The organism is Sulfuritalea hydrogenivorans sk43H (genome assembly GCF_000828635.1).
Lineage (GTDB): Bacteria > Pseudomonadota > Gammaproteobacteria > Burkholderiales > Rhodocyclaceae > Sulfuritalea > Sulfuritalea hydrogenivorans.
Genome location: NZ_AP012547.1, coordinates 544079 through 562956 on the forward strand (window position 1 = coordinate 544079; position 18878 = coordinate 562956).

General features: G+C 67.8%; 20 protein-coding genes. 12 read left to right on the forward strand and 8 right to left on the reverse strand.

Going from position 1 to position 18878, the window contains the following annotated elements; genetic code table 11:
- Positions 1 to 4: 4 nt before the first annotated feature.
- The 3 genes from SUTH_RS02700 to SUTH_RS02710 are packed head-to-tail and all read left to right on the forward strand — an operon-like array spanning position 5 to position 2050.
- Positions 5 to 925, forward strand: coding sequence for a hydroxymethylglutaryl-CoA lyase (locus SUTH_RS02700; RefSeq protein ID WP_041096900.1), 921 nt, complete (start codon positions 5 to 7; stop codon positions 923 to 925).
- Positions 918 to 1121: a DUF1289 domain-containing protein gene (locus SUTH_RS02705; protein WP_041096902.1), complete on the forward strand. Its 204-nt coding sequence runs from the start codon at positions 918 to 920 to the stop codon at positions 1119 to 1121. Before SUTH_RS02700 ends, SUTH_RS02705 begins: the two co-directional genes overlap by 8 nt.
- Complete coding sequence (locus SUTH_RS02710) at positions 1121 to 2050, forward strand: MBL fold metallo-hydrolase (protein WP_171817299.1); 930 nt, start codon at positions 1121 to 1123, stop codon at positions 2048 to 2050. The genes SUTH_RS02705 and SUTH_RS02710 overlap by 1 nt, the downstream gene beginning before the upstream one ends.
- A 27-nt stretch (positions 2051 to 2077) precedes the next feature.
- On the opposite strand, the gene SUTH_RS02715 is transcribed toward SUTH_RS02710, so the two are convergent.
- The gene (locus SUTH_RS02715) at positions 2078 to 3043 is read right to left on the reverse strand and encodes a hypothetical protein (protein ID WP_148312833.1); all 966 of its coding nucleotides are present in this window, start codon (positions 3041 to 3043) and stop codon (positions 2078 to 2080) included.
- A gap of 149 nt (positions 3044 to 3192) precedes the next feature.
- Between SUTH_RS02715 and rapZ the strand changes: the two genes are divergently transcribed.
- From rapZ to SUTH_RS02735, 4 genes are read left to right on the forward strand one after another with little or no spacing between them, the layout of a single operon-like run.
- Positions 3193 to 4035 carry an RNase adapter RapZ gene (gene rapZ / locus SUTH_RS02720; protein WP_041096906.1) on the forward strand — a complete coding sequence of 281 codons (843 nt, stop codon included), beginning with the start codon at positions 3193 to 3195 and terminating at the stop codon, positions 4033 to 4035.
- Entirely contained in the window at positions 4032 to 4475 is a 444-nt protein-coding gene (locus tag SUTH_RS02725; RefSeq protein ID WP_084207228.1) for a NusG domain II-containing protein, read from the forward strand. Before rapZ ends, SUTH_RS02725 begins: the two co-directional genes overlap by 4 nt.
- Complete coding sequence (locus tag SUTH_RS02730) at positions 4456 to 5013, forward strand: Gx transporter family protein (RefSeq protein WP_041096908.1); 558 nt, start codon at positions 4456 to 4458, stop codon at positions 5011 to 5013. The genes SUTH_RS02725 and SUTH_RS02730 overlap by 20 nt, the downstream gene beginning before the upstream one ends.
- A complete protein-coding gene (locus tag SUTH_RS02735; RefSeq protein WP_041096910.1) occupies positions 5010 to 5618 on the forward strand; it encodes an LON peptidase substrate-binding domain-containing protein in 609 nt (202 codons plus the stop codon). Before SUTH_RS02730 ends, SUTH_RS02735 begins: the two co-directional genes overlap by 4 nt.
- Before the next feature lie 50 nt (positions 5619 to 5668).
- Here the strand turns inward: SUTH_RS02735 and mutY are convergent, their stop codons facing one another.
- Positions 5669 to 6703, reverse strand: a complete 1035-nt coding sequence (gene mutY, locus SUTH_RS02740) for an A/G-specific adenine glycosylase (protein ID WP_041096912.1) — start codon at positions 6701 to 6703, stop codon at positions 5669 to 5671.
- A 4-nt stretch (positions 6704 to 6707) separates the two neighbouring features.
- A complete protein-coding gene (gene purT, locus SUTH_RS02745) occupies positions 6708 to 7958 on the reverse strand; it encodes a formate-dependent phosphoribosylglycinamide formyltransferase (protein WP_041096914.1) in 1251 nt (416 codons plus the stop codon).
- Positions 7959 to 8020: 62 nt separating this feature from the next.
- Between purT and SUTH_RS02750 the strand changes: the two genes are divergently transcribed.
- Complete coding sequence (locus tag SUTH_RS02750) at positions 8021 to 8512, forward strand: flavin reductase family protein (protein ID WP_041096916.1); 492 nt, start codon at positions 8021 to 8023, stop codon at positions 8510 to 8512.
- Between the two features lie 9 nt (positions 8513 to 8521).
- Positions 8522 to 9412, forward strand: coding sequence for a DMT family transporter (locus SUTH_RS02755; RefSeq protein WP_041096918.1), 891 nt, complete (start codon positions 8522 to 8524; stop codon positions 9410 to 9412).
- 22 nt (positions 9413 to 9434) lie between these two features.
- Here SUTH_RS02755 and SUTH_RS02760 read toward each other — a convergent pair whose 3' ends face one another.
- Entirely contained in the window at positions 9435 to 9635 is a 201-nt protein-coding gene (locus SUTH_RS02760; RefSeq protein WP_148312834.1) for a hypothetical protein, read from the reverse strand.
- Positions 9635 to 10336 carry a DsbA family protein gene (locus tag SUTH_RS02765; protein WP_041096922.1) on the reverse strand — a complete coding sequence of 234 codons (702 nt, stop codon included), beginning with the start codon at positions 10334 to 10336 and terminating at the stop codon, positions 9635 to 9637. Before SUTH_RS02765 ends, SUTH_RS02760 begins: the two co-directional genes overlap by 1 nt.
- A 115-nt stretch (positions 10337 to 10451) precedes the next feature.
- On the opposite strand from SUTH_RS02765, the gene SUTH_RS02770 reads away from it, so the two are divergent.
- On the forward strand, positions 10452 to 13079 hold the full coding sequence (locus SUTH_RS02770; RefSeq protein WP_084207229.1) for a CHAT domain-containing protein: 2628 nt from the start codon (positions 10452 to 10454) through the stop codon (positions 13077 to 13079).
- A gap of 188 nt (positions 13080 to 13267) precedes the next feature.
- Here the strand turns inward: SUTH_RS02770 and SUTH_RS02775 are convergent, their stop codons facing one another.
- The 3 genes from SUTH_RS02775 to SUTH_RS02785 all read right to left on the reverse strand — a co-directional run bounded on the left by SUTH_RS02775 (position 13268) and on the right by SUTH_RS02785 (position 16618).
- On the reverse strand, positions 13268 to 14095 hold the full coding sequence (locus SUTH_RS02775; protein WP_052473132.1) for a DUF2145 domain-containing protein: 828 nt from the start codon (positions 14093 to 14095) through the stop codon (positions 13268 to 13270).
- Complete coding sequence (locus SUTH_RS18210) at positions 14092 to 16149, reverse strand: caspase family protein (protein ID WP_052473133.1); 2058 nt, start codon at positions 16147 to 16149, stop codon at positions 14092 to 14094. The genes SUTH_RS02775 and SUTH_RS18210 overlap by 4 nt, the downstream gene beginning before the upstream one ends.
- A 187-nt stretch (positions 16150 to 16336) precedes the next feature.
- Positions 16337 to 16618, reverse strand: a complete 282-nt coding sequence (locus SUTH_RS02785; RefSeq protein WP_148312835.1) for a hypothetical protein — start codon at positions 16616 to 16618, stop codon at positions 16337 to 16339.
- A 130-nt stretch (positions 16619 to 16748) separates the two neighbouring features.
- On the opposite strand from SUTH_RS02785, the gene SUTH_RS02790 reads away from it, so the two are divergent.
- Positions 16749 to 17642 (forward strand): LysR family transcriptional regulator, encoded by an 894-nt coding sequence (locus SUTH_RS02790; RefSeq protein ID WP_197539640.1) that lies wholly within the window; start codon positions 16749 to 16751, stop codon positions 17640 to 17642.
- A 21-nt stretch (positions 17643 to 17663) separates the two neighbouring features.
- Positions 17664 to 18854, forward strand: coding sequence for a class I SAM-dependent rRNA methyltransferase (locus tag SUTH_RS02795; protein ID WP_041096930.1), 1191 nt, complete (start codon positions 17664 to 17666; stop codon positions 18852 to 18854).
- Positions 18855 to 18878: the final 24 nt, after the last annotated feature.

Below are 18878 nucleotides of genomic sequence, written 5' to 3' on the forward strand. Positions count from 1 at the left end.
CCGGATGACCCTCCCCAGTAAAGTACGCATCGTCGAAGTCGGGCCGCGCGACGGCCTGCAGAACGAGAAGACGCCCGTCTCAACCAAGGTAAAAGTCGAGCTGATCCGCCGCCTCGGTGCGACCGGCCTCAAGACCATCGAGGTCACTGCCTTCGTTTCGCCCAAGTGGGTGCCGCAGATGGCCGATCACGCGGAAGTCTTCGCCGCCATCGAGAAGCTGCCCGACGTCACCTACCCGGTGCTGACGCCGAACATGAAGGGCTTCGAGGCCGCGCTTGCCGCCGGGGCGAAGGAAGTCGCGGTATTCGGCGCCGCATCGGAATCCTTCTCGCAGAAAAACATCAACTGCTCGATCGCCGAATCGCTCGATCGTTTCCGCCCCATCGTCGAGGCGGCGAAGGCGGCGGATGTCAAGGTGCGCGGCTATGTTTCCTGCGTGCTCGGCTGCCCCTACGAAGGCGAAGTACCGCCACTGCTCGTGGCCGATGTGGCCCAGGCGCTGCTGGAAATGGGCTGTTATGAAATCAGCCTGGGCGACACCATCGGCGTCGGCACGCCGGAAAAGACCCGCGCCATGATCAAGGCCGTGGCGCGGCGCGTGCCGCTGAAAAAACTCGCCGGCCACTTCCACGACACCTACGGCATGGCCGCCGCCAACGTCTATGCCGCGCTGCAAATGGGCATCGGCATTTTCGACAGTTCCGTCGCCGGCCTCGGCGGTTGCCCCTATGCGGCCGGCGCCTCGGGCAATGTCGCGACCGAGGACGTGGTCTGGCTGCTGACCGGACTCGGCATCGACACCGGCATCGACCTCGACGAACTGATCGATACCGGCGTCTGGATCTCGAAGCAGCTCAAGCGCCAGCCGGCCTCGCGCGTGGCCCGCGCCGTACTCGCCAAGCGCGCGATGACCGCCAATGCCTGAGGCCGTGGCCTCGCCCTGCGTCAACATCTGCCGGATGGAAGACGGCCTGTGCGCCGGCTGCCTTCGCACCATCGACGAGATCGCGCGCTGGGCGAGCAGCGGCGACGAAGACAAGCGGCTGATCCTGGCCGCCGTGGCGCAGCGGCGCATTCGGCGCGATCCCGACGCCGACCCCGCCTGCAATTGCTCCGACTGATGAAACTCCCCGATTCGATCCAGGTCCTCGAGCGCGGCTGGCTGTCCTCCAACAATGTGCTGTTCTTCGAAGGCGAGTCGGCCACGCTGGTCGACGCCGGCTATGTCGGTCATGCGCCGCAGACGGTCGAACTCGTAAAGTCGGCGCTGGCGGCACGGCGCGGCAACCCGACTCTCGGCCGCCTGATCAACACCCACTCGCATTCCGACCACATCGGCGGCAACGCCGCGCTGCAGGCGGCCTTCGGCTGCAAGATCGTGATCCCCGCCGGCATCGAGCGCATGGTCACCGAATGGGACACCAATGCCCTGCTGCTCGACGCCGCGAAGCAGCGCGGCCACCGCTTTGCCCACGACGCCGTGATCGAGCCCGGCAGCGAATTCGAAATGGGTGGACTGACCTGGCAGGCGCTTCCCGCGCCCGGGCACGACATGGAAGCGCTGGTCTACTACTGCGCCGGGAAGCGCATCCTGATCTCCGGCGACGCCCTGTGGCAGGACGGCTTCGGCATCATCTTCGGCGAACTGATGGGCCGCAAGGACGCCCTGCCGGCGACGCGCGCCACGCTGGAAATGATCGGCCGGCTCGGCGTTGACATCGTCATCCCCGGCCACGGCGCGCCATTCGACGATTTCGATGCCGCGCTGGCCCGCGCCTTCAAACGCCTGGAATCCTTCGAGGCCGACTCCACGCGCGTCGGGCGCAATGCCGTGCGCGCCTGCTTCACTTTCAACTTGCTCGACCTGCAGCGGCTGCGCGAGGACGAACTGCCGGCCTATCTGAAGAGCGTGCCCTTTTTCGACGCCGTGAATCAGCGCATGCTGGGTTTCACCGACGAGGATTTCGCGTCCTGGCTGCTCGGCGAACTGCTGCGCTCGCGTTCCATCGAAGTGCGCGACGGCTGGATCCTGCCGACCATGGCGCCGTAGCGCGCCTCGCGCCCGACGACCCCGGTTTCAGTATTGCTGGGCGCGCAGCCGCTGGGCTTCGTTGTGGTTGCCGCGCGCGATCGCATCCTGGATCGCCTGTTGCCGAACGGTCCGCATCGCGGCGGCGGCTTCGGCATCCTTGCGGCGGGTTTCCGCCTGCAGGCGCGATTGTTCCATCTGCTGGCGCCGTTGTTCGGCCTGCGCCGCCTGCTGCTCCTGGCGGTAGGCATTGTCGAGCCGGTACTTGTCCTCGCGCATGCGCGATTCCATCAGGGCGCGTTCCCGCGCTTCGGCATTGCGCTCCTGGGCCGCCGCCGAGGCCTCGATGACGGTTTGCTGGGTGTCGACAATCCGGTCGGCGATTTCCGCGGCCCGCTGCACCTGGGCCTCGCGCAGTTGCGCTTCCTTGAGACGCAGTTCGCGTTCGGTCTTGTCCTTCGAATAACCCAGTCCAAGATAGCCCAGTCCCAGCACCAGCGTTACCGCCGCGGCGATTTTCAGCGCGTTGGTGGCGGCCGGGGCGGCCTCCGGCCGGGCTGCCGCAAGCGGCACGGCAATGGCGGCCTTGCGCGAGCTCAGTTGTTCCATCAGCCGCCGGTCGAACTCCTCGCGCGTCGCCGCATGGCCCAGGGCGTCGATCGCATATCTGGTTTCGGCATCCAGCGCCGCACCCGAAGCGGTAAGCCGGCCGATGGCCTCGGTGATCGCGGCATCGCTGCTGTCCGCAGGAACCCCGAGCACGGAATACAACGATTGCTTGCGTTGCAGGGCCAGTTGCCGGCGCAATTCGCCGCGCAGGCGATCGAGTTCGGAATTCTGCACGGGAGGCTGCGTCCCGGCCGTCAGGGCGGCAAAACGGCGGCGAATGTAAAGGGCCTTGGTTTTGTCGGTATCGCCGCCGCTTCCGGCCAGCGCCCAGGTCCAGAGGGCCGGGTCCTGTTGCCCCGAGTCGATCTCCTCGGCAATCTTCCTGTAACACTCGTCGGCGTGCATTGGCTTCCCTGACTCGGCTCTGTGCGTGGCGCGGGCAATATATCCTATGCAAATATGCTTGGCAATCGCCGGGGCGACGCTGCCGGCGATTGCCGGATTCATGTGGTCCCGGCAGCGCAGGGCGCCCGTAATCCGCTATCCTTTCGCCCATGCAAGTCGTGCTCATCAGCGGCCTTTCCGGTTCCGGCAAATCCATCGCCCTCAATGTGCTGGAGGATTCCGGCTACTACTGCGTCGACAACCTGCCGGCACCGCTGCTGTCCGAGCTGGTCGACCATCTGCGAATGGAGGGGCACCGGCTGGTCGCGGTGGCGGTGGACATGCGCGGCGGGTCGAGCATCGCCGCGTTGCCGCCGCAGCTGCGCAACCTGGACGCGCAGGGCGTCACCCTGCACTTCGTGTTCCTCGATGCGCGCAACGAGGTGCTGATCCAGCGTTTTTCGGAAACGCGCCGGCGCCACCCGCTGGCCGGCGACGACGTGACGCTGGAAGAGGCCATTGCGCGCGAACGCGAGGCGCTCGAAACCCTGGCCTCGCTCGGCCACCACATCGACACCAGCAACCTGCACCCCAACGCGCTGCGCGCCAGCATCAAGGAATTCGCCGTGCTCGACGAGCGCAGCGGCCTGACCCTGCTGTTCGAATCCTTCGGCTTCAAGAACGGCATTCCGCTCGATGCCGACCTGGTGTTCGACGTGCGTTGCCTGCCCAACCCGCATTACGATCCCGCGCTGCGCCCGCTCACCGGGCGCGACGCCGAGGTGATCCGCTTTCTCGACGCGCAGCCCGAAGTCGCGCGCATGGAAGCCGACCTGCGCCGCTTCGTCGGCGACTGGCTGCCCGCTTACATCCGCGACAATCGCTCCTACCTGACGGTGGGCATCGGCTGCACCGGCGGCCAGCACCGCTCGGTGTATCTCGCCGAAAAGCTCGCCGCGCATTTTCGCGAATCGGCGCGGGTGCTGGTGCGGCATCGCAGCCTGATCGAATGAAGGGCACGGTTCCCGACGGCCTGCGTGAACTGCTGGCGCAGGCGGCGGGCGATGGACATGTGCCCTGGCGCACGCTGCTGAAACCGGGTGACTGGTTGCTGCTGCTGGCCGCCGCGGTCTCCGTGGCGGCATCCTATCCGCTGCTGTGGCGCGGCGGCGTGGCGGATCGCGCAATCGTCAAGCGCGACGGCCAACTGGTTACCGAACTGGCGCTGAACCTGCCGCGCAAGTACGAAGTCACCGGCGCCATCGGCACCACGGTGATCGAAGTGCAGCCTGGCCGCGCCCGCGTGGTGTCGGACCCCGGCCCGCGCCAGTATTGCGTGCAGCAGGGCTGGCTGACGCGCGCCAATGCCGTGGCGATCTGCGCGCCAAACCACGTCACGCTGCAGCTTTCCGGCCGCGGCGGGCCGAATGGCTATGACACGCTCAACTATTGAGCTGCCGGTCACGGCCGACGACTACCGCATCGCGCGCTACGCGGCCGCGGCGATCGCGCTGACCGTCGCCGAAGCGGCGCTGCCGAGCCCGCTGCCCGGCATCAAGCCGGGGCTGGCCAATATCATCGTGCTGGTGGTGCTGGCGCGTTACGGCTGGCGCGACGCGGCCTGGGTCAGCCTGCTGCGCGTGGTCGCGGGCAGCCTGGTGATAGGCCAGTTCCTCGCGCCGGGATTTTTCCTGGCGCTTTCCGGGGCGTTGTGCAGCCTCTCCGTGCTGGCGCTGGCGCAACACCTGCCGCCGCGCTTGTTCGGCCCGGTTTCGGCCAGCGTGCTGGCGGCCTTCGCCCACATCGGCGGGCAGATCGCGCTCGCCCGGGCGTGGCTGGTGCCGCATGACGCCGTGTTCTACCTGCTGCCGCTGTTCGCCACGGCGGCGCTGGTCTTCGGTACCATCAACGGCCTCGTCGCGGCGCGCCTGCTGGCGATACCCGTTGCCACCCCCGTGCCTGATACCGCCTTGCTGAAAGCCGGCCAATGATCATTCCGCTGTTTCCGCTGCAGTCGGTGCTCTTCCCCGGCGGGCGCTTGCCCATGCGGATTTTCGAGCAGCGCTACATGGACATGGCCAAGGTCTGCCTCAAGGAATCGTCTTCCTTCGGCATCTGCCTGATCGCGCACGGCGAGGAGGTTGCCCAGCCCGGCCGCAAGGCCGCCGAGCCGCACGCGGTGGGCACGCTGGCGCATATCGCCGACTGGGACATGCAGCAGTTGGGCGTGCTCCAGATCATCGCCCAGGGCGGCGAGCGATTCCGCGTGCTGCGCCACTGGACCGAGGATTCGGGCCTGCTGCGCGGCGAGGTCGAACCGATCGCAACCCCCACCGTACTGCCCGTGCCCGGTGCCTACGCACGGCTGGTGCCCTTGCTGCGCGCGATTGTCGACGAGATGGCGGCCGGCGCGCCCAATGCGCCGGCCATGCCGCACCGCTTCTTCGATGCCGGCTGGCTCGGCATGCGCTACGCGGAAGTGTTGCCGATTCCCGTTGCGGCAAAACAGAAGCTGCTGGAAATCGACGACAGCATCGACCGCCTCGAAATCATTTATCGCTTTCTCGAAAGCAAGGGCTTGCTGCCGGACGTGTGATGAAGCCCCTGCGTAGCAGGACGGGCCGGCACAAGACGCCGGCCTCGCCGCTACGGATGAGTTTCTTCGAGGATGCGTCGCACCGGCGCCGGTAGCGCGGCGGCGGCCAGCGCATCGGGCGCGAGCCATTGCTGGCCCGGTTCCATGGCGCGCGATGCGGGTTCGACCCGCATTTCGAGCGGAGCGATGCGCAGCCGGAAATGGCTGAAGGCATGCACGAAAGTCGGCGCTGGCGATACGGCGATGACGCGGCAGGCGAAACGCCGCGCGGCCCACTCTTGCGCATCGGCGCCTTCGGGCAATTCCGGCAGCGACAGCAGTCCGCCCCAGATGCCCGCCGGCGGGCGGGTTTCGAGCAGCACGCGATTGCCGTCCAGCAGCACCAGCAGCGTGGCGTGGCGCAGCGGAATCTCGCGCCGCGGTTTTGCTTGCGGCAACTCGGCGGTGCGGCCGGTCGCACGGGCGACGCAGATGTCGGTCAGCGGGCAGGCTTCGCAGCGCGGCTTGCCGCGCGTGCAGACCATCGCGCCGAGATCCATCTGCGCCTGGTTGTGGATCGCAGCGTGGCGGCTCGGCATCAGTTCTGCGGCCAGTGCCCAGAGCTGCTTTTCCACCGCGCCGCTGCCGGGAAAGCCTTCGATGCCGAAGGCGCGGCACAGCACGCGCTTGACGTTGCCATCGAGGATCGGCGCATGGGCACCAAAGCAGAAGGTGGCGATCGAGTTGGCGGTGGAGCGGCCGATGCCCGGCAGCTGCGCGATGACGACGGGATTGCGCGGAAACTTGCCGCCGTGTTGCGCCATCACGGCCCGCGCCGCCGCATGCAGGTTGCGCGCGCGGGCGTAGTAGCCGAGCCCGCTCCACAACGCCATGACATCCTCGACCGGCGCGGCGGCGAGGTCGGCCAGTTGCGGAAAGCGGTCGAGAAAGCGCAGGTAATACGGAATCACCGTCGCCACCTGCGTCTGCTGCAGCATGATTTCCGACAGCCAGACACGGTAGGGATCGGTGGTGTTCTGCCACGGCAGGTCGTGGCGGCCGTGGCGTTTGTGCCAGCGGATCAGCCGCGCGGCAAAATCTTTCACCCTCTCATTTACCTGTCACCGGCTTGACGCGGCTCGCCGCGAGCTTGGCGCGCTGCCGCGCTTCGTCCGTGGTGTCGGCGTTCGCCACCGCCACGCCCATGCGGCGCTTGACGAAACTCTCCGGCTTGCCGAACAGGCGCAGGTCGGATTCCGGCACTTGCAGCGCATCGGCCACGCCTTCGAAGGCGATGCCGGTTTCTTCCAGCCCGCCGTAGATCACCGCCGACGCACCGGGACGCCGTAGCGAGGCGTCGACCGGCAGGCCGAGGATCGCCCGCGCATGCAGTTCGAATTCCGAGAGGCGCTGCGTCGCCAGTGTCACCAGGCCCGTGTCATGCGGGCGCGGGCTGACTTCGGAGAACCACACGGCATCGCCCTTGATGAACAGCTCGACGCCGAAAATGCCGCGCCCGCCGAGCTTGCCGGTGATGGCGCGGGCGATGTCGCGCGACTTCTGCAGCGCGGCCGGAGTCATCGCCATCGGCTGCCAGGATTCGACGTAGTCGCCATTCACCTGCACATGGCCGATCGGTTCGCAGAAGAAGGTTTCCACCGCGCCCGATGCGCGAGCGGTTGAGTCGGCGCCGCTGGCGCCGAGTGCGCGCACCGTGAGCAGCGTGATCTCGTAGTCGAAGTCGATGAAGCCCTCGACGATCACGCGTCCCGCGCCGACACGGCCCGCCGCTTGCGAGTAGTCCCACGCCTTTTGTACATCCGCCGGCGTCTTCAGCAGCGATTGGCCCTTGCCTGAGGATGACATCACCGGCTTCACCACGCAGGGGAAGCCGATGGTGTCGATGGCGGCCTGCAATTCGGTCAGCGAATCGGCGAACTTGTAGGGCGAGGTGGGCAGGCCGAGTTCTTCGGCGGCGAGCCGGCGTATCCCTTCGCGGTTCATGGTCAATTGCGCGGCGCGCGCGGTGGGGATGAACTCCGGAAAGTGTCCGGCCACCCCGTCGCGCTCCATCTCGACCAGTGCGGCGGTGGCGATGGCCTCGATCTCGGGCACCACCAGATGCGGCTTTTCCTTCTCGATCAGCGCGCGCAGCGCCGCGCCGTCGGTCATGGCCACGACATGGCTGCGATGCGCCACCTGCATGCCGGGTGCGTCGGCATAGCGATCGACGCCGATGACCTCGCAACCCAGCCGCTGCAATGCGATAATTACCTCCTTGCCCAGTTCGCCGCAACCCAGCAGCATGACGCGCGTGGCGGATGGAGAAAGCGGAGTGCCGATACGATTCACGATGCCCATCAGGTGCTCCCGATAAAAATGCTTGTTCCCCGAATTCTAGAGCCTCTTTGCGACCCGCCCGAATGAACCCGCCGTATCAACGTCTTCTCGACCTGCGCAGCCTGCGCGACGCCCTGGGCGAATTCGCCACCGGCGTTGCCGTGGTGACCGCGCGCAGCGCCGACGGCCAGCCCGTGGGCGTCACCATCAATTCCTTCGCCTCGGTCTCGCTCGAACCGCCGCTGGTGCTGTGGAGCCTCGGCCTGCAGTCGCCTTCGCTGGCGGTGTTCGAGTCGTGCAGCCACTACGCGGTCAATGTGCTGGCCGCCGACCAGATCGGGTTCTCGCAGCGCTTTTCGCAGTCGCAGAGCGACCGGTTCGCCGGCATCGAGTCGGGAGTCGGCGCTGGCGGTACGCCGATTCTGCCGGGCTGCTGCGCGCGGTTCGTCTGCCGCAACGAGATGCGCTACCCCGGTGGCGACCATGTGATCCTGGTCGGCCATGTCGAGAGCTTCGAGCGCGAAGAGAAGCCGCCGCTGATATTCCACGGCGGGCGTTACCGCACGCTGGCCTGAGCGTCCGTCTTGACGCCGCCGCCATCCTCCTCCCGCGCCGGCTGGGCCGCGGTCCTCGCCACGATCTGCATCTGGACCGGCTTCATCCTGGTGTCGCGCGCCGGCGGCAAGGGCGTGCTGACCGGCTGGGATGTCGCCGCGCTGCGCTTCGGCGTCGGCGCGCTGATCGCGGTGTTCTTTTTGTCGCGCGTGAAGCTGCCGCCGCTCAAGGTGATTGCGTTGTTCTCGCTGTTCGGCGGCATCGGCTACGCGGTCACCGTGTATTCGGCCTTCCGCATGGCGCCGGCGGCCCACGCCTCGGTATTGATGCCCGGCGCGCTGCCGTTCGAGACCGCCGTCATCGCCTGGCTGTGGCTCAGGCAGGCCCCCTCGCGCGGGCAGCGTGTCGCGCTGGGCCTGGTCTTCGCCGGCATCGTGCTGACCGCCGCCGACACGCTTTCGCACGGCACGCAGATCACCGGCATGCAGCTGGTCGGCGACGCGCTGTTCCTCTGCGGTTCGTCGGCCTGGGCCACCTTTACCCTGCTGTTGCGCCGCTATCCGATGCAGCCGTTGGCGGCGACGGTGGCGACCACCCTGGGCAGCGCGGCGGCCTATCTGCCGGTCTGGTGGCTGTTCCTGCCCAGCACCCTGGGCCAGGCGCCGCTCGCCGAGATCGCCATGCAGGCGGTATATCAGGGCGTGCTGGTGGTATTCGTCGCCATGCTGCTGTACGCGCAGGCGGTGCGCCACCTCGGCCCGCAGACCGTGGCCCTGCTGATGGCGGTGGTGCCGGGGCTGTCGGCGCTCGCGGCGGTGCCCGTGCTGGGCGAACCCTTGTCGCTGCTGGCGCTGGCCGGGCTGGGCGCGGTGACGGCGGGCGCCGTGCTGGGGGCGCGGCAGGCGCCGAAGCCGGGCTGAGCCGGCTTCGGCCGTCATCCCGTCACTTTCTGGCGGCGACTCCGGCAACGCCGTTCTGCACCAGCAACTGGCGCACCAGCACGGCGCTCTTCAGGGCGTGCCGGTTGATCTTGTCGATGCGCGAGCCGCCGCCGCCCATGCTCGAACTGGAGGAAGCGCCGGCCCATGCCGCGCTGCTGACGACCACTGCCAATACCATGACAACTGCTTTGCCGGATCGCATCATTTGCCTCCCTTCAGGGCCGCTTCGATAGCCTCTTCCATCGCACCGGGCGACGAGGGGTTGACCAGAATCGTGCCGCCGACGATGAAGGTCGGCGCCACGAGGGTTTTCCAGGTGTCGGTGACAATCTGGCGCTGCGCCTCGATGTGGCCGACGATGGCGTTGTTGCGCATGCACTTCTCGGCCTTGTCGCGCGGCACGCCGTAACTTTTCATGATGCGCCAGACATGATCCGGGGTGTTGAGCAGGCCGTCCTTCTTCATGTTCCAGGCCGACTGCGGATACTTGACGGACTCCTGCAACAGCTCCCAGTGCTTTTCCGGCGCCACGCAACGGAAACCGGCCAGTGCCTGCATGTCGTGCCAGGTCAGCGGGAATTCGATCACCGTCAGTTTCATTTTTCCGCCATCGACGTACTTGGCGACGATATCCGGCAGCCAGCGGTTGACCAGGTAAGTCGTGTCGCCCGAAAGGCCGAACACCAGCACCGCGGACACCGGGGCATCGGCCTTGCCCAGGGTAATCAGCTTGTCATTGAAGGGGATGGCTTCGTCGTTGAACGTCGCCGTCAGTTCCAGCACATCGGGGGGCACCGGTGCTTCGTCCTTCGCGGCTTCCTGTGCCGCAGCCAGCGGCATCCAGGCGCCGGCGAGCAGGGCCAGTGCGGCGGTACGCAGGCGGGATGCCCGACTGATTTTCATGGGTCGATACGGCGTGGACGACAAGGGACAATCTCCTTTTTTCGGTGGCGCGACATGAGCTGGGTTTGGCGGGGCTCATTATAATTTGCGGCCCTGTTCCAGTGGCGATTTCCCGATGTTACGTTCTCCGCTGCGCATGCTTGTCGTGGTCCTCGCACTCGCTTCGTCGCCCGTCCCGGCGCAGGAGGATGTGTGGGACGATCTCATGGAGCGGGCCACCGAGGCGCTGCGTGCCTCGGATCTGGCGGCGGCGCGCAAGGCGGCGGAGGCTGCCGTGCGGCAGGGCCGCTACGAAACCGCCGATCGGCATGTCACCGGCCTGGCGCTGCTGGCGCGCATCGCGCAGGATGCCGGCGACCTGCGCGGGGCCGAAGACGCGCTGCGCCAGGCGATCGAGACCATCGATCGCGTGCCCGGTCCCTTGCAGGAAGACAAGGCCGTGCTGCACAACAACCTGGGCGCGCTGCTCGATCTCGCCGGCGACCTGCCCGGCGCGGAGCAGCAGTATCGCGCCGCGCTGGCGCTGCATCGCGCGCTGCCCGCGGTGCGCGCCGAAGATCGCTTTTCGCTGCTGGTGAATCTGGCCGGCCTGCTCGAACGGCGCAACGACCACGAGGGCGCGCGCCGGATGTACGCCGACGCCGAACCGCTGCTGCCGCGCCTGCCCATCGCCGCCGGTGTCACGCTCAACAATAACCTCGGCGCCTTGCTGCAACGTCGTGGCGATTTTGCCGGCGCCCGCGACCATCTGGATCGCGCCCTCGCCGCCTTGCCGGCGGAGCCGGCCCAGCCGCTGCTGCGCGCCTCCCTGCTGCACAACCTTGGTACCGCCGCGCTCGAAGCCGGCGACCTCGCCGGCGCCGCACAGCCGCTGGGCGAAGCGGAAAGGATTCGCCGCGACCGGCTGGGCGCGCGCCACATCGATACCGCGCGCACCCTGACCAGCCAGGCCCTGCTGCGCGAACGGAAGAACGAACTGCCCGCCGCGCTCGGCGCCGCGCGCGAGGCCAGCGCCATCATCGGCGGCAGCCTCGCCGCCAGCGCCGGGACGCGGGCCGCCGCCGCCTCGGCGCAATCGCGGCGCGACTGGCGCGAGAGTTTCGCCACCCATCTGCGCCTGCTCGGCAAGGTCGAGCCGGACCCCGCCCGCCAGGCGCGCGAAGCGCTGGATATCCTGCAAACCGTCAAGCACGGCGAGCTGGCGCGCGTGTTCGCCGGCGCGGCGCTGGGCGGGGATGGCGAGCTGGGCCGGCGCGTGCGTCTGATCCAGCAGCAATCGGAAATGTTCCTGGCGAAGGAGCAGGAGCTCGCCGCCGAATTGCAGTTGGCGGCGCCTGGTGACAACCGCGAACGCGCGTTGCGCAAGCAGCTGGGCGGCATTCGTGAAACCCTGGAGCGCCTGCAAGGAGAACTGGCGCGCGACTTTCCCGCCTATCACGAACTGGTGGCCGGCCGCATCGCGCCGCTGGCGTCGGTGCAGGCCGTGCTCGGCCCCGACGAAGCCGTGCTGGTGTACTTCGTCGCCGATACCGAGAGCTTCGCCGTTGCCCTCACGCGCGAGGCGGCGCGGCTGATCCGCATTGCGAGCAATCGCCAGGACTTGGGCCGGATCGTCATGGAAATCCGGCGCAGCGTCGAACCCGAACACGCCGACGAAACGCGCTTCGCCTTCGCTGCGGCGCATGGCCTCTATCGCGACCTGCTCGCCCCCGTGGCCGATCTGCTCGATGCCAAGCCGGTGTGGTTCGTGGTGCCCGACGGGCCGCTGGAAAGCCTGCCGTTTTCGCTGCTGGTCAAGTCGGCGGTGGATGCCGGTCGCGGTTTGAACTGGCACCATGTGCCTTGGGTCGTGCGCCAGCATGCAGTCGTTACGCTGCCGTCGCTCGGCGCGCTGACCCTGGCGCGCAACACGCCGCGCCCCGCGCCCGCGCCCGAGGCGCTGATCGCCTTCGCCGATCCGATCCTCAACGAAGCGCCCGCCGCCGGCGCGGCCTCGCGCAAGGCCCGCAACCTGAAGATCGGCGCACTATGGAGCGGAGAAAGCCCGAAAGTTCTCACGGTCGCCGAGGCGTCACCGGTCGGCGCCGCAACAACGACCGGCGCCACGACAACTGTCGGTGGCAAGCGCCTCGCCAATCCCGATCTGGTGCGCAAGCTGACGCCGCTGCCCGACACCGCCGACGAGGCGCGCGCGGTGGCCGCCGCGCTGGGCGGCGGCGAGTTGCTGATGCGCGACCAGGCCACCGAAACCCGGCTCAAACAAAGCGACTTGTCGCGCTACCGCAATCTGCTGTTCGCCACCCACGGCGCCATGGCCAGCGATTTCGTCGAGTTCGGCGAACCGGCGCTGGTGCTGACGCCGCCCAGGGTTGCCAGCGAGCAGGACGACGGCCTGCTCGCCGCCAGCGAAATCGCCCAGCTCAAGCTCAATGCTGAATGGGTACTGCTGTCCGCCTGCAACACTGCCGCCGCCGACGGCACGCCCGGCGCCGAGGGGCTTTCCGGGCTGGCCAAGGCATTCTTCCACGCCGGCGCCCGCAACCTGCTGGTGTCGCACTGGTCGGTGGTGTCGGAATCCACCGTGCTGCTGTCCACCGGCACCTTCAAGCGTTTGCAGCGGCAGCCGGCGGCGGGCAAGGCGCGCGCCCTGCAATATTCCATCCTGGAGTTGATGGATCGGCATGAGGAGTTTCGCCACCCGATGTTCTGGGCGCCGTTCGTGCTGGTCGGCGACGGTCGCTGAAAACTCGGCGCTGGCGATACGGCGCGCGACTTAACGTGAAACGCCTCGTTCGGAGCGCCGGGAGATTGCCGAGCGAAGCGAGCTGGCCAGTAGCCCCGCCCTGGGGCGGGGGCGGGGGTGGGGGGTCTTCAATTTGCCTTTCGCGTGTTTTATCTTCTGCGGGTGGCGCCCGGTGCTATAAGTGTTCGTCAGTTGCCGGCGGCGGCGCTTCCCAGGCGTATGCGCGCTTCCGCGAGGCCCTTGTCCCTGGCCTTGATGAAGGCGATCACCGAGTCGACGCTGACCACCGAGTAGCGCTGGGCCTGCCATTCCTCGTCGGTGTGGTCGCTGAAGCGGACGTGCGGGCTGAACAGCCGCGCGCCGGCGCGCTTGCCCGCGCCGATGGGGATCACGCTGGGCGCGAAGCCGTTGTCCTTGAGCCATTCCTGCGCCGACAGGCGCGAGCCGACGTGACCCACGGGCGCCAGCGCCGAGGCCATCACTTCGAGCACCCACTGGTTGGAGTTCTGGTACTTGGTCGAGAAGGGGTGCGCGATCATGTTGTACTCGCGCTCGTGGAGTGTCTGCGCGATCGGGCTGAAAAAGGCCTTTTGCAGGCGGATCTGCATGGGGAAGGAGGGGGCGGCGATCAAGGCCTCGTAGTCATGCAGTTCGACGTTGTAGAAATCCTCCAGCGACTGCTCGATCAGTTCGGACTGGCTGGTGCCGCAGCGATTCAGCAGATGGAAGGTGTACCAGCGACCGCGCGGATGGTCGCGCCAGGCGACGCCGACGTGGCTGTGGCGGAGGCCGAACTCGGAGAGATCGACGCCGGCGCGGGCGACCAGGGCGAAGGAATGTTTCTGGCCGTCCAGCATTTCACGCACTTGTGTCGATAGCCGCGCCGATTTGGCGCTGCCTTCGGCCGTCGCGGGCTTCTCGGCGCAGGCCTGGCCCGACCGGGCCGGCGTGGCGACAGCCGTCAGCCAGAATGCGCCGAGCACGGCGACCAACAGCTTGAGGCGATTCTGCTTCATGACTTCTCCTGGAATCGATAGACGGCGACGCGGCCCTCGGCATCGATCACCGCGAAGCGTCCGACGTCCGCGCTGAAGGCGGCGGCACGGGGCTGCACACGCGGTCCGCGCACGCTGCCCATCGGGCGGCCGTCGCGCGTATCGAGCATCTGGCCCTGCCCATCGGCATCCACGGTGGCGACGAACTCGCCGCTCTCGGCATAGGCGCCGGCGAAGATCGTCAGCGGATAGCGGGCGAAGCGCCGCAGTTCCTCGCCGCTGGCGATGTCGAACAGGGTCGGCGTGTGGCCTCCGGCGGCGGCCAGCAGGTAGCGGCCGTTGACCGAGAAGCTGGCCGCGGTGGCGGCCACCAGCAGTTGCTGGCGTCCGGAGCCGACCTCGACCACCTTGACCACCTGGCTCTTGCCCTCGCCCAGCACCACGGCGATGTAGCGCCCGTCGGGCGAGTACAGCGCTTCGATCAGCGGCAGGCCCTCGTTCTGCAGGCGCTGCACGCTGGCGCCGTTGGCCACGCCGGAAAGCTCGACGTCGCCCTGCGCCGCGGCGGAGAGCAGGTAGCGCCCATCCGGCGAGAAGGCCAGGCTCATGACGCGCCCGCCATGCGGCTTGCGCCGCCAGAGTTCCTTGCCGCTGCCGAGTTCCAGCAGCCGGGTTTCGCCGGACTCGGTGGCCACCGCGATGTGCCGTCCGTCGGGGGCGAAGCGCACCGCGCTCAGCGGCTCGGCGAGATTGACCGCGCTCTTGGCCGCCCCGGTGGCGGCGTTGTGAATCCGCACTTGACCGTCGCGGCCGACCGCCGCCAGCCAGGCATTGTCGGGCGAGAAACTCGCGGCGGTAAATCCGGCGCCGGGCAGGCTGAAATGGGGGGCGGCAACCGGGGAAGCAGCGGCTGAAGGTGCGGCGGCGGCCGGCGGTGCAGGAAGCGACGCTGCCGAGGCTCCGGCCATCGGCATCGCAGCGGGCGCGGACGGCCGGGCCGGCGGGGCCGGGCGTTGCGCGACGACAGGCTTCGGCGGAACCGCGACGGGCGATGCGGCGGGCGACGCGGCAACAGCCGGCGGGCGCGACGCCGCGTCGGGTTTTTGCAGCGCCTTCTGCCGGTTGCGCGCCAGGGGCACGAAGCGCCCCTTCGGGAACTGCTCCAGATAGGCGGCGTAGTCGTCGGCGCGGCTGCTGTTCTTGATCGCGTCCCAGAAGGCGAGTTCCAGCGCCGCTTCGGTCGCCGCAGTTGCCGCCGGCGCTGGCGCGGCCGCCGGACGGAACTGGAAGTCGTCGCGCAGGGATGAGCTTTCCCAGGGGATCTGGCGTTCGCGGGTTTCCTCGACGACGCCGATGCGCACGCGCTTGAAAACCTGCTCCACCGGTTGTCCGCGTTCGTTGATCTGTTTCAGCAGGTGCTTGGTGTAGACCCCGTGCCTGCCTTCGCCGTCGAGTGCGACCGACCCTGGCGCCGTGGCAAAGGCGATCAGCGTGCCGGCCGGCGCCTCCATCTCGGCCAGGCCCTGGCGCCGGGCGCGGAACACGCGATGGAAGGGATTGCTGCGGCAGGCGTCGAGAATCACCAGATTGACCTGCGTCTTGGCGCTGTCCATCTTGTCCAGCACCTGGCCGGCGTCGAGGCTGCGGTAGGCGACTTCATCCTCGTGTTCGAAGTGCGCGCCGACCGGGATCAGGAAATTGCGGCCCTTGATCTGCATGCCGTGGCCGGCGTAATAGAACAGCCCGGCATGGGCGCGCTCCAGGCGGCGGCCGAACTCGCGCACGGCCTCGTCCATCTGCTGCAGGTTGGCATTCTCGCGCGCGATCACTTCGAAGCCGAGCTCGCGCAGCGAGGCGGCCATCGCGCGGGCATCGTTGAGCGGATTCTTCAGCGGCGAATCGGCATAGGCGCCGTTGCCGATCACCAGCGCGACGCGGCGCTGCCCTTCGGCTTTGCCCGTCGCGGCGATCGACAGGTTGCGCTCCTGCGCCTGAAGCAGGGTAGGGACCAGCAGCAGCAGGCATGCGAACCGGCGCCACGAACGAAATTGATCCAGAGCGAACCCCCTCCCCACGATGTTTTGGCGCGGCTATGCCGCGCGGTTTGTGATCGATTCTAACCCGCGGCCGGTCACCACGACATGCGCGCGGCTTGTGGCGGTGATCGGATCGAGGCAGGCGCCGCGCGAAAAAAAGCCCCGCCGATGGGGCGGGGCTTTAACGGCCTCGAAGAGGAGGAGGCCGAGGAGGAGACGGTTCGCGTCAGGAGTGGCGCGTGTTCGGGTTCCAGCTGAAGCAGGCGCGCAACAGATCATTGGCGCGGGTGGTCAAGCGGGGGCCGGAGGAGGGGCGGCGCGGCTCCGAATTCTGCGGATTCCACGAGAACAGCCATTGAAGGATCTTGCTTGCATGGAGCGCGGAATCGGCCAGCGGGCGGAGATAGGCGCCAATGCGCGTGGCCAGCAGCCTCTGGAGGCGCGCCATTTCTTCGGTGCGCATTTGACGGGCGTGGCGTTCGATCCGGTTGATGTCGACGCTGTTCATGATGGAGTCCTCTTTGTGCATTGCAATATGGCTACAATGTAATTACTTCTTCCAAAAACAACAATAAGCAAATATGGAACAACATTGATGAAAAATATTCAATAATCAGCACATGGACAGGACTCACGAGATGACTGCATTCGTTCGCGCAGTGGAAAGCGGAGGGTTTTCCGCTGCGGCGCGGGGTCTGGGGCTGACGCCCTCGGCTCTGTCCAAACTGGTGACACGACTCGAAGACCGCCTCGGCGCCCGCCTGTTGCAGCGGACCACGCGGCGCTTGCAACTGACGGCGGAAGGCGAGACCTTCTATGTTCGTGCCCAAGCCATCCTCAAGGCCATGGATGAAGCCGAGGCGGAAGTTGCCGAAGCCGGAGCCAGTCCGCGCGGCCAGTTGCGCCTGCATTGCGGCTCCACCTTCGGCATGCACCAGCTGGCGCCCGCGATTCCGCGCTTCCAGGCGCGCCATCCGGCGGTCGCCATCGACATCACGATCAGCGACGAGCGGCTGGACATGATGCAGGAGGGGGTGGACCTCGCCATCCGCATCGGTCCGCTGGAGGAATCCTCGCTGGTGGCGCGGCGCATCTGCAACCTGGAGCGGGTGATCTGCGCCGCGCCGGATTACCTCGCGCGACACGGCACGCCGCGCACGCCGGACGACCTGCAACGCCACAACTGCCTGTGGATGACCAGCCAGCCCGCGTTGCGGCGCTGGCCCTTCGACACCGACGAGGGCATTCGCGTGGTCCATGTCGATGGCAACGTCGTCACCAACAACGCCGAGACCGTGCTGCAACTCGCCGTCGCCGGCGTCGGCGTGACGCGCCTGTCCGACGTGGTGGTGGCCCAGGCGATCCGCGCCGGCAGCCTGGTGCCCATCCTTACCGACTGGCATCACGTCGAGCCGGTGCCCCTGTTCGCCACCTATCCCAGCGGCCGCAACCTGTCGCCCAAGGTCAGGGCGATGGTCGATTTCCTGGTCGAGGAATTCGGCGGCGCGCCCTGGCGGCAGGCACGCGCCTGAAATCACGACGAGAATGCGCACATGGCTACCCTGATCCTGCATCCCGGCAAGGAAAAATCCGTCCTGCGCCGCCATCCATGGCTGTTCTCCGGCGCGGTGGCGCAGCTCGACGGCCGCGCCCGGCCCGGCGATACGGTCGATGTCGTGTCCAGCGACGGCCGGCCGCTGGCCCGCGCGGCGTGGAGCCCGGCCTCGCAGATTCGCGCGCGGATCTGGAGCTTCGATAGCGACGAAAATATCGACCACGCCTTTTTCAAGCGTCGCGTCGCGGTTGCCGTGGCGCGGCGCGCTGCCCTGCCGGAATTGGCCGGGCAGCAGGGCCTGCGCCTGATCCATGCCGAGTCCGACGGCCTGCCCGGCGTCATCGCCGACCGCTACGGCGACACCGTGGTGGTGCAACTGACCACGGCCGGCGCCGACAAGTGGCGTGCCGCCATCGCCGACTCGCTGCTGAAGGCCACCGGTTGTGCGCGCATCTACGAACGATCGGACGTCGAGGTGCGCAGCCTCGAAGGCCTCGAATCCGTCACCGGCTGGCTACATGGAACGGCCCCCGCCGACGAACTGGTGATCGCGGAAAACGGCGTGCGCATGACCGTCGATTTCGTCGGCGGCCACAAGACCGGCTTCTACCTCGACCAGCGCGAGAATCGCCGCCGCGTCGCCGAACTCGCGGCGGACCGCCGCGTACTCAACTGCTTCTGCTACACGGCCGGGTTTTCGCTGCAGGCGCTGGCCGGCGGCGCGCGGGAGGTGGTGTCAATGGACAGCTCCGGTCCGGCGCTGGAAATCGCGCGGCGCAACCTCGCGCTCAATCCGCAGCTCGATGCCGCGCGCGCAACATGGATCGAGGCCGACGTCTTCGCCGAGCTGCGCAGCCTGCGCGCGGCGGGCGAGCGCTATGACCTGATCATCCTCGACCCGCCCAAGTTTGCCAACACCGCGGCGCACGCCGAGCGTGCCGCACGCGCCTACAAGGACATCAATGTGCAGGCGCTGCACCTGCTGGCGCCGGGCGGCCTGCTGATGACGTATTCGTGCTCGGGCGGCGTCAGTCCGGATCTGTTCCAGAAGATCGTTGCCGGCGCGGCGCTCGACGCCAGGCGCACGGCGCGCATCGTGCAGCGCCTGCAGGGCGCCGCCGACCATCCGGTCGATCTGGCGTTTCCCGAAGGCGAATACCTGAAGGGCCTGCTGTTGCAGGTTGATTGATCCAGGGAAGTTCAGACGCGATCT

Excerpts from the sequence above, each read along its gene's own strand:
- SUTH_RS02700 (WP_041096900.1), top strand. The coding sequence starts at position 5 with ATGACCCTCCCCAGTAAAGTACGCATCGTCGAAGTCGGGCCGCGCGAC.
- SUTH_RS02705 (WP_041096902.1), top strand. The coding sequence starts at position 918 with ATGCCTGAGGCCGTGGCCTCGCCCTGCGTCAACATCTGCCGGATGGAA.
- SUTH_RS02710 (WP_171817299.1), top strand. The coding sequence starts at position 1,121 with ATGAAACTCCCCGATTCGATCCAGGTCCTCGAGCGCGGCTGGCTGTCC.
- SUTH_RS02715 (WP_148312833.1), bottom strand. The coding sequence starts at position 3,043 with ATGCACGCCGACGAGTGTTACAGGAAGATTGCCGAGGAGATCGACTCG.
- rapZ (WP_041096906.1), top strand. The coding sequence starts at position 3,193 with ATGCAAGTCGTGCTCATCAGCGGCCTTTCCGGTTCCGGCAAATCCATC.
- SUTH_RS02725 (WP_084207228.1), top strand. The coding sequence starts at position 4,032 with ATGAAGGGCACGGTTCCCGACGGCCTGCGTGAACTGCTGGCGCAGGCG.
- SUTH_RS02730 (WP_041096908.1), top strand. The coding sequence starts at position 4,456 with ATGACACGCTCAACTATTGAGCTGCCGGTCACGGCCGACGACTACCGC.
- SUTH_RS02735 (WP_041096910.1), top strand. The coding sequence starts at position 5,010 with ATGATCATTCCGCTGTTTCCGCTGCAGTCGGTGCTCTTCCCCGGCGGG.
- purT (WP_041096914.1), bottom strand. The coding sequence starts at position 7,958 with ATGGGCATCGTGAATCGTATCGGCACTCCGCTTTCTCCATCCGCCACG.
- SUTH_RS02750 (WP_041096916.1), top strand. The coding sequence starts at position 8,021 with ATGAACCCGCCGTATCAACGTCTTCTCGACCTGCGCAGCCTGCGCGAC.
- SUTH_RS02760 (WP_148312834.1), bottom strand. The coding sequence starts at position 9,635 with ATGCGATCCGGCAAAGCAGTTGTCATGGTATTGGCAGTGGTCGTCAGC.
- SUTH_RS02765 (WP_041096922.1), bottom strand. The coding sequence starts at position 10,336 with ATGAAAATCAGTCGGGCATCCCGCCTGCGTACCGCCGCACTGGCCCTG.
- SUTH_RS02770 (WP_084207229.1), top strand. The coding sequence starts at position 10,452 with ATGTTACGTTCTCCGCTGCGCATGCTTGTCGTGGTCCTCGCACTCGCT.
- SUTH_RS02775 (WP_052473132.1), bottom strand. The coding sequence starts at position 14,095 with ATGAAGCAGAATCGCCTCAAGCTGTTGGTCGCCGTGCTCGGCGCATTC.
- SUTH_RS02785 (WP_148312835.1), bottom strand. The coding sequence starts at position 16,618 with ATGAACAGCGTCGACATCAACCGGATCGAACGCCACGCCCGTCAAATG.
- SUTH_RS02790 (WP_197539640.1), top strand. The coding sequence starts at position 16,749 with ATGACTGCATTCGTTCGCGCAGTGGAAAGCGGAGGGTTTTCCGCTGCG.
- SUTH_RS02795 (WP_041096930.1), top strand. The coding sequence starts at position 17,664 with ATGGCTACCCTGATCCTGCATCCCGGCAAGGAAAAATCCGTCCTGCGC.